The sequence below is a fragment of the Gilvibacter sp. genome (genome assembly GCF_013214815.1).
In the GTDB taxonomy this organism is placed as follows: Bacteria; Bacteroidota; Bacteroidia; order Flavobacteriales; family Flavobacteriaceae; genus Gilvibacter.
The window spans coordinates 1-8,867 of record NZ_JABSPU010000086.1 but is presented as its reverse complement, the minus strand read 5'-3'; the positions used below and the strand labels follow the sequence as shown (position 1 = coordinate 8,867).

Genomic DNA, 8,867 nt, shown 5'->3' with positions numbered 1-8,867 from the left:
TAGCTGAATCTGAAGTAAAACTCGCCCGCCTATTTACCCTGCTCAGCATCAAAAACGAACTCAAAGCCGATCAGCAAGCGATCCTTAAAGAAATGATCTCCGATACTGACAGAAAGCCTTTCTTCATCACTACGGACATTAATAATGCGAAAAAGGTAAAGTTTCAGATCTCTGGTTCACAAAGTGCTGGTCCTACTCCACTGTACATTATTAAAAGTAAGTTTGGTGATTATGAGATCAACACAGAACAGTTAAAATCAAAGGTGGATCCAAATAACATTGAAAGCATCTCTGTGATCAAAGGACAAAGCGCAATTGCCATTTACGGTACACGCGGAGAAAACGGGGTTATTGAGATCACTTTGAAAAAGGATAAATAGATTCCTTCTGATCAAGTAAAAAAAAACTGCGCCTGAAAGGAGCGCAGTTTTTCTTTATGTGTTGATATTTAATTCTTTATAGCCCTTCTCGCCTTCTCACCTTGAGGCCCGTAAGGATCCATTTGACTTACCTTTAAAAAGACCTGGTTGGCTTGTTCTAAATTACCGCTGGCCTTTAGTGCTTCCGCCAAGCCCAAATAGAGTTGAGAAGAATCGGTAAACAACTTACTACTCATATCAAAGACAAACAAGGCGCCTTGAATCTGATCGCTGTTTAGCAAATTATAACCTGCTTGGGTAAATAAGGCCTCAAAATCGGTGTATTGATGCATAGGGTCGTTCACTAATCGTGCAGCTTCACTGTTTACTTTTTCCAAGTCTCCAGCCATAAATAATTGGGTCAAATGGCCCATCGGGTCTAAAACAACATCATCACCAATCTCAGCCATAGCAGCGGCTAAGACAGGATCTTCATTGTTTACGTACTGCTTAAAAGTTGTAGAAACAGCGATGTTTGGAGGCATCCACTCCTGATTCTCCCATTGCGGTTTATCCTGCCACCAAGCCCAAGATAGTCGAGCCGTAAACTCGCTGTTAGGCAACAATAGCTTTCTGTTATCTCCGTAGAAATTGAGATTCTCTCCCGTTGGCTCACCAACAAAGATCACATTGGTGTAATTGTCCAGTTCATTGACCATGTTTTGGCAAGCAGAGAAGGTTCGGCGTCCAATGATACAGAAGAATTTACCCACCTCGTTCACCTTAGACTTTAACAATCCAGTAATGATGGGTTTGTTTAAATAGTTGTTTCCACCTCCATTTAGGCGAACGTCCAAAATAAAGCGTTCCACCTCATTATTGGCTATAAACTCAAAGACTTCTCCATAAAAATCAGCGATGTTCTTTTGCGAGGGATCGTCTTGCACCTGACTCTGACGCACATAAACGGTTTTTGTTTCTGAGTTATAATCAAAGTTGTAGATCTTATTGAGTTCCTGTAAATACAAGGGAGTCGTAGATTGATCTCTTGCACTGATGCGCTCTTCTCCTGGCAGAATGAGGCTATACTGCGTTTTAATTGCGCCTTTATCACCAGCAGTGAAGGAATGCGTAAAGACCTCCCCGTTCTTTTCTAAAGTAAATTCCACGTCCATGGTGTACTTTGGAATGATGCGCTGGGCGTGGAGAATTTCAGGAATGGTTAGATCGTTGAGTCCATAGGCCTTAAAAAACTGATCATTCTCTGCAGAAACTGTGGGATAGATCAAAGCTATAGCATCTTCAATGCTTTTGTCTTCAATTTTTAAAACCTTAGCTCCTAAAGCCTTTTCATTGCCTGTTGTGGTTCCTTCAATGTAAACTCCGTCACTGAATTGATAAAGATTTACAGGGATCTTGTGATAATCTACCTTACCTCCACTTAAGCTAAGGTAGGTATGTCCGTATTCAAACATTGCAATAATACGCGAGAGCCCTACCATGACCTCGTGATTGGCCATATTGGGAATCTGCGCTCTGAGCTTAGCCACTTCTCCATCCCATTTTTGAGCAGTAACCTTTTTGAATAAGAAGGGATAATCTTGATGGACGGTCTTTTGCAAGAAATCCAGATCTTCTTGCCATTGCCCTGCTGTTACGTCGTTTTGTGCAATTAGTCCGGAAGTCATTAGCAGAAAGAAGACGGCCAAGCCAGTCCAAAGACGTTTTAGTTGAATTTTCATAGTGTTGTAATTAGTTGATTGATGAATGATGTCTTATAAGTAAGTCAGATGATAATTTGTTACAGATCTTATCGATTTATATAGTTCCCTACTAGCAAATGGAGTAATTTTGCAGCGTGAATACACGAAGGCAAAAATCGCAGTTGGAATTTGTCGCTATGATGGCGGCGCTAATGTCTATTGTAGCCCTTGCAATCGATGCACTCCTGCCGGCTTTGGACATCATTGGATTCCATGTTGGCACTACCAATCCCAGCGATAATCAGCTCTTTATAATCATGATCTTTTTGGGTTTGGGTTTGGGTCCACTTCTGTTTGGCCCGCTCTCTGACAGTCTTGGGCGTAAGCCTGTTGTTTATATGGGATTTGCCCTTTTTGTTGTGGCGAGTTTTATCTGTGTTTCCACCGATAAACTTTGGGTCATGATCCTGGGGCGAATTATTCAAGGAATTGGACTCTCAGCCCCTAGAACCATTGCCATTGCGATTATTCGGGATCTCTACTCTGGAGATTATATGGCCAGAATCATGTCCTTTGTGACCGTAGTATTTTTGTTGGTTCCCATTGTAGCTCCTGCCTTTGGGAAGCTCGTGTTAGACGCTTATAATTGGCAGGCCATTTTCTATTTCCAATTAGGCATTGGCGCTGTGGTGTGTTTGTGGTTTTATCTGCGTCAGCCAGAAACCTTAAAAGCTGAGAATAAGATTCCTATGAGTAAGAATCTCTTTAAAGATGGTTTTAAAGAGGTCATTCAATACCCGGTAACCATTGGTTGTACCGTGATCTCCGGGCTCATTGCAGGTTCATTCTTTGTGTATCTAAGCGGATCCCAACAGATCTTTCAAGAGCAATACGGACTCAAAGAAGCCTTTCCGTACATCTTTGCGGGACTGAGTGTTGCTATTGGATTGGCCGTTTTCTCAAATGCCACTATGGTGTTGCGCTTTGGAATGGAAAAGTTGGTAACCGTTGCGCTGAGCGGGTTCTTTGTAGTTTCGCTAAGTTATGTTTTGGTCTTTATGGGTAGTGAGAATCCATCCATTGAGATTCTGCTAGCCTTTATGGCTTTGCAGTTCTTATGCATTGGATTTCTTTTTGGGAACCTCCGCGCACTCGCTATGGAACCTGTAGGGCATATTGCAGGGATTGCGGCGGCCATTACCGGCTTTATCTCGACAATAATGGCCGTACCCATCAGCACCTTTATTGGGCGCTATTTAAAAGATACAGCCTTGCCTGTTTTTATAGGCTTTTCCATTTGTTCTTTGGTAGCCTTGCTGATTCTATTCTACCTAAAGCGTAAAAATCCACAAGGATTGAACAAATCTGCTATTACTGATGCAACTTAAGCACTTCCTCTATGGCAGCGTCTACGCCATTATTGAGCTGATCTAATACCTGATAGAAAAATACGTAGCGGCTTCTCGGATAGTTCATGACCACATCGGCAGGAATCCCCAAGCCTTCATAATTTTCACCCTTCATGGAGTAATAAACCTCATTAGAAAGGCCAAATTCCATTCCGTTGGGCATTTCTCGATCAAAGATATCACTAAAAACTCCCTCCGTTCTATCGCCTATGCGCGTCACTGAAGGAATCTCCAAACTGGTCAAGGTCATAATTTCAGTGGCCGAAGCAGACTCCGGAGAGATTAGTAAATAAACTGGTAGCGTACTTTGGCGCTCCCCGGCATGCAAGTAGACCTTATTCTCTGGCGTCAAGGCTCCTTGAAACCAAGCTTGTTTGGAAAAGACTTGTTTGCGTTGTGGATTGAAAAAACTCAAAACTACCATCCCAATTTCATCAGAACCACCGCCGTTGAAGCGAACGTCAATAATCAAGGCCTCTACACCTTTAAAATCGTCCAAGACCTGGTTAAACAAACGATTGATCCCCGCCACCTCATTGTCTGAATGTCTGATGGCCTCTTCTGCCATTTCAAAATACTGCTCAAAGAAGGCTTCAATATCATCAGTCTGCTCAATGCCGTAATCTGCAAAACCAAGCATTTGATTGAGTTGCAAATAGCCCACTTTCTCATTGATCTTTCCCCATTGAAAAAACCCAAAGGTCGATACCTTAAGATCTTTAACGTAGTGGTTGGCAATAGAGTCTCTAACACGTCTACCGCTTATGGGTGTTGGCCCCGATTCCGATTCATCGGATTCTGCGGCCTCACGCAAAGCATAGGCAGCTTCTTCCACTTCATCGCTTGCAGAAAGCCCAATATGACCGTCATCAAAACTGTCTAACATATCCTCCAAAACGTTGTAAAGCTCAGCATCTGTGGTTTGTGGAGTCACTTTAGCGCGATACAAGGCATAGGTAGAATCCCAATTGATGTTGCGCTCTTTAAAATAGGCGTAATGATCTCTAAAGGTCTCCGCCACCACTTCAAAATTCAATACCGGATCTGCATAGGCTGTGGTGTCACGGTTTTTACAGATCAAAGGGGCGTCGTCAATACGAGTAAACAGATACCGATTGATCCCGTTGTCCAGACGTAAAGTGTCATTCTCTACATAAATTTGATCGCCAAACATGGCAATATCCCCAGAAAGCACGGGCAAACAAGAGATAGAGGTAGTTTGGGCCAATTTAAATGCTCCTTGTTCTATTTTAACTATTCGACCATAACCTACGGATTGCCAAACCCCGTCCATGGGGTTTGTCGATTCTTCTGAGTTGCCACAATTTGCAAGGCACAAGCATAAAGCCAAAGCACCTAAGATTTTGATTGATTTCACTTATTCTTTGTTTTTTGATTGATTCTTGAGTTGCTCGTTGATAATACCCGCTCTAATGAGCAGCACCACACCACTTAAAACCAAACCGATACCGGCAGTTCCTCCAAGGGTCCAAAGCCAGAAGTCCGCTCCATTGTGTTTGAGTTGAGAACATTCTAGGGCAACGCTAATACCGCTTCCCAGTAGTAATGCACCCACTACTCCATTGAACCACTACTGCTTTTTTTGCTTGTTCATCTTTGGTTTTTGTAGCCTAAAAATAATGAATACCTTAGTGCAAACAACTAAACAACTACCCGAATGATCCCAAATTGGCTCCGGCTAATGGCTTTAAGCGGCCTTTCCCTTATGTTAGCAACCAGTTGCAAATCCGAAGCAGAGAAACCCTCCGAAAAACCACAAACCCCTCCTAAAGAAGAAGTTAAACTAGCCTTTGAAAATAAATCAGAGCTCGGAGAAGGCCCCGTATGGAATTCAAAGACACAAGAATTGTATTGGGTAGATATTCTCAATCAAGAGCTTCATATCTTTTCTCCGGATACTCAAGAAGATCGCGCGCTAAAAGTTCCCTCTAGAATTGGAACCGTGGTGCCTTATAGCCCGAGACAAGCTGTAGTTGCTTTAGAAGACGGCATTTATAAGATCAACCTTCAAAGTGGTGATTTGGAACTCCTTTCTGATGTGGAAAAAGAAGAAACTAAAAACCGTTTCAATGACGGTAAATGTGACCCTGCAGGAAATTTATGGGTAGGAAGCATGAACTTGGCAGAAAATGAAGCCTCTGGCAATCTTTACAAAATTCAACCCGATGGTACCACCACCAAAATGCTCGATAGCATTACGATATCTAACGGCATTGTTTGGGACCGACGCGCTACTACCATGTACTATATTGATACACCGACTGGAGTGATCCGTGCTTTTGATTACAATAAAAGTACTGCCATTATCAGCAATGAACGCGTAGTTGTAGAAGTAGATCCAGCTGATGGATTTCCCGACGGCATGGCCATAGATGAGAACAACAATCTCTGGGTTGGGCTTTGGAATGGAAACGCCGTAGTGCAGTACAACTCAAAAACGGGCGAACTCATGCAAAAAATTGAAGTGCCTGCCCACAATGTAACGGCAGCAGCATTTGGAGGCCCGGATCTGGATATACTTTATATCACTTCGGCGCGTGTTGACATGACCGATGAAGAGTTGGAAAAGTACCCTTTGGCTGGTTCTATTTTTAGCTATAAGCCTGGCGTAAAAGGCCAAAAAGCGGACGTTTTTGGGGAATCTCGAACGCAATCAAACACCCCGTAAATTGAGTAATCTATACATTATCATGGGTGTTAGCGGCAGTGGAAAGACTACCGTTGGTGAAGCCTTAGCACAGGAGCTTTCGCTTCCGTTTTTGGACGCCGACACCTATCATCCTCAGGCTAATATTGAGAAAATGCAAAGCGGTCAAGCCCTTAATGACCAAGACCGTGAACCCTGGTTGGTCCGTCTTAATGAAGTGCTTGCTGCTCGGAGTGAAGAAGGAGCTGTTTTGGCTTGTTCAGCATTGAAACAATCCTATCGAGATACTTTGAGTTCAGGCCTAACAATCAATTGGGTACATCTTTCTGGCGGCTTTGAATTGATTCACAATAGAATGCAATTGCGTTCGCATTTTATGCCTGCTTCCCTACTCCAATCTCAGTTTGATACACTAGAACCTCTAAAGGATGGACTTACTTTGGACATCACTGCTGCTCCTGAATATTTGATCTATCAGATAAGACAGCGCTTTGAGGTTCAACAAGCTGCTCAATGGGGCATTGTTGGCATGGGAGTCATGGGCAAATCTTTAGCCATAAATGCGCTAAACAAGGGAATAGCTACTGCCGTTTACAATAGAGACACGCCAGAAGAGGCGCATATTATTTCAGACCTAATTCAGAGTCAGGACAATCCAAAACTCAGTGGGTATAGCAACTACAAAGACTTTACTGAAAAGTTAGAACGTCCAAGGAAGATCTTACTTATGGTTCCTGCAGGTAAGCCAGTAGATCTGGTCATTGATCAGCTCAGCAAGTATTTGAGTCCTGGAGATGTTTTGATCGATGGAGGCAATACCCACTATAACGATACACAAAGACGCTCTAAGCTGCTCGGCGAAAGACAGATTGGCTATATAGGAATGGGGGTTTCAGGCGGAGAAAAAGGAGCTTTAGAAGGACCTGCCCTAATGCCTGGGGGCGATCTGGAGGCCTACAACTATGTTTCTACCCTGCTGGAGTCCATAGCAGCCAAAGACCCGAAAGGAGCTCCCTGTGTGGGTTATTTAGGCCAAGGAGGCTGTGGGCATTTGGTCAAAACGGTGCATAACGGTATTGAGTACGCAGAGATGCAGTTGTTAGCAGAACTCTATTCGCTAATGGAACTCTCCAATATAGACCGCTCGGGATACGGAAGCTTGTTTAAATCATGGAACGTTGAAGACTATTCGAGCTATTTAATGAGCATCATGCCAGATATTTTGGACAAAAAAGAGGGCGATGCTTACCTCTTGGATTTGATCTTGGATGAGGCTGCTCATAAAGGAACGGGAGCTTGGACTGCACAAACTGCTTTAAAATACGGGCAAGATACCGGGATTATAGCCACAGCACTGAATATGCGCTATCACTCTACTGCAGGTTGGTTTAGAACTTTAAGCCAAAAGCCACAAAGAACTAGGCCAGCTGAGCTCAATTTAGATCATGCCATAGAAGCTTACCAGGCAGCTCGCATTTTGAATCATTTGCAGGGTTTACGCCTGATCAAAGCGGTGAGTGATGATCACAAATGGAACGTCGATTTAGCTGAAGTAACGCGAATTTGGACTGACGGTTGCATTATAAAATCCCGACTTATTGAGCAATTACATGAGGCTTTAAGCATAGATAGTACGAGTTTGGAGTCGTGGTGCTTCCAAGCCTATCAAAAGCATCAACGCGCTTTAAAGAAAATCGTTAGCATTAGTATTGCAGAAGATTTATCATTACCCGTGCACAGTGCAGCTTTACAGTTTGGGTTGGCGATTAGTGATCCAAATACCACAGCAAATATTATCCAAGCGCAACGCGATTACTTTGGGGCGCATACGTATAAGAGAAAGGATAAAGCTCCTTCAGATAACTTTCACACCGATTGGACCAAACCATGATAGATTACATTTTACTTTTAGCCGTTTTTGCAGGGATAGTGGTGCTTTTGGCCTTAATTCTGCGTTTTAAAGTACAAGCTTTTATCGCCTTATTAATAGCGAGTATACTCGTGGGGATATTAGCAGGAATGCCTCCTTTAGAGATCATTAGTACCATGAAAGACGGTATGGGCAACACTTTGGGCTTTGTGGCTTTGGTGGTTGGTTTGGGCGCCATGTTCGGCGCCATTTTAGAGCATTCGGGCGGCGCAGGTGCACTAGCGCGTTATCTTATTGGAAAAGCAGGAGAAAAACGCACCTCTTGGGCGCTTACAGCTACTGGTTTCTTGGTAGCGATCCCGGTCTTTTTTGATGTAGCCTTCATCATCTTGGTTCCACTGATCTATTCGCTCCAACGCACCACTAAAAAGTCGTTACTACTTTACGGAATACCGCTTTTGGCGGGACTTGCCATCACACACACCTTTATACCTCCTACTCCCGGACCTGTTGCCGTAGCGGATATTTTAAAGGCCGATTTGGGTTGGGTGATCCTTTTTGGGTTCATCGTAGGCTTGCCTACTGCCATAGTTTGCGGCCCCATCTTTGGAAAGTACATCGCCAGTAAAATTCATTTGGACGCTCCAGAGGCTGACCTCCCTCCTGCTGAAGAGACCCAATTACCTTCTGTGGGTATGATTGTAACTATAATTGGAATTCCCATTGTATTAATCGTATTAAACACGCTGATCAATAGCCCTTTAGGGGAATCCTGGGGTATTCCAGAGGGTGTTAGTAACTGGATGCAAATGATCGGACGCGCCTTCTTTGCTGTGAGCTTGGCCAATTTATTTGCCT

6 protein-coding genes and 2 pseudogenes are annotated in these 8,867 nt (G+C 43.5%); 5 read left to right on the top strand and 3 right to left on the bottom strand.

Features of this window, described 5'->3' with window-relative positions; genetic code table 11:
* Positions 1–380: pseudogene (locus HRT75_RS13185) on the top strand (hypothetical protein); the annotation flags it as partial.
* 68 nt (positions 381–448) lie between these two features.
* On the opposite strand, the gene HRT75_RS13180 reads toward HRT75_RS13185, so the two are convergent.
* A complete protein-coding gene (locus HRT75_RS13180; RefSeq protein WP_291187620.1) occupies positions 449–2,101 on the bottom strand; it encodes a hypothetical protein in 1,653 nt (550 codons plus the stop codon).
* A 116-nt stretch (positions 2,102–2,217) separates the two neighbouring features.
* On the opposite strand from HRT75_RS13180, the gene HRT75_RS13175 reads away from it, so the two are divergent.
* Positions 2,218–3,450 (top strand): multidrug effflux MFS transporter, encoded by a 1,233-nt coding sequence (locus HRT75_RS13175; protein ID WP_291187618.1) that lies wholly within the window; start codon positions 2,218–2,220, stop codon positions 3,448–3,450.
* On the opposite strand, the gene HRT75_RS13170 is transcribed toward HRT75_RS13175, so the two are convergent.
* Together HRT75_RS13170 and HRT75_RS13165 are read right to left on the bottom strand one after the other, a co-directional pair.
* Positions 3,434–4,849, bottom strand: coding sequence for a S41 family peptidase (locus tag HRT75_RS13170; RefSeq protein WP_291187615.1), 1,416 nt, complete (start codon positions 4,847–4,849; stop codon positions 3,434–3,436). The two genes, HRT75_RS13175 and HRT75_RS13170, sit on opposite strands and share 17 nt — an antisense overlap.
* Positions 4,850–5,047, bottom strand: a complete 198-nt coding sequence (locus HRT75_RS13165) for a hypothetical protein (RefSeq protein ID WP_291187612.1) — start codon at positions 5,045–5,047, stop codon at positions 4,850–4,852. It abuts the gene before it with no gap.
* Positions 5,048–5,149: 102 nt separating this feature from the next.
* Here HRT75_RS13165 and HRT75_RS13160 point away from each other — a divergent pair, with 102 nt between their 5' ends.
* The 3 genes and pseudogenes from HRT75_RS13160 to HRT75_RS13150 form a co-directional block, all read left to right on the top strand.
* A complete protein-coding gene (locus HRT75_RS13160; RefSeq protein WP_291187609.1) occupies positions 5,150–6,160 on the top strand; it encodes an SMP-30/gluconolactonase/LRE family protein in 1,011 nt (336 codons plus the stop codon).
* A gap of 1 nt (position 6,161) precedes the next feature.
* Positions 6,162–8,030 carry an NADP-dependent phosphogluconate dehydrogenase gene (gene gndA, locus HRT75_RS13155; protein WP_291187606.1) on the top strand — a complete coding sequence of 623 codons (1,869 nt, stop codon included), beginning with the start codon at positions 6,162–6,164 and terminating at the stop codon, positions 8,028–8,030.
* Positions 8,027–8,867: pseudogene (locus HRT75_RS13150) on the top strand (SLC13 family permease); the annotation flags it as partial. The gene gndA and the pseudogene HRT75_RS13150, both read left to right, overlap by 4 nt.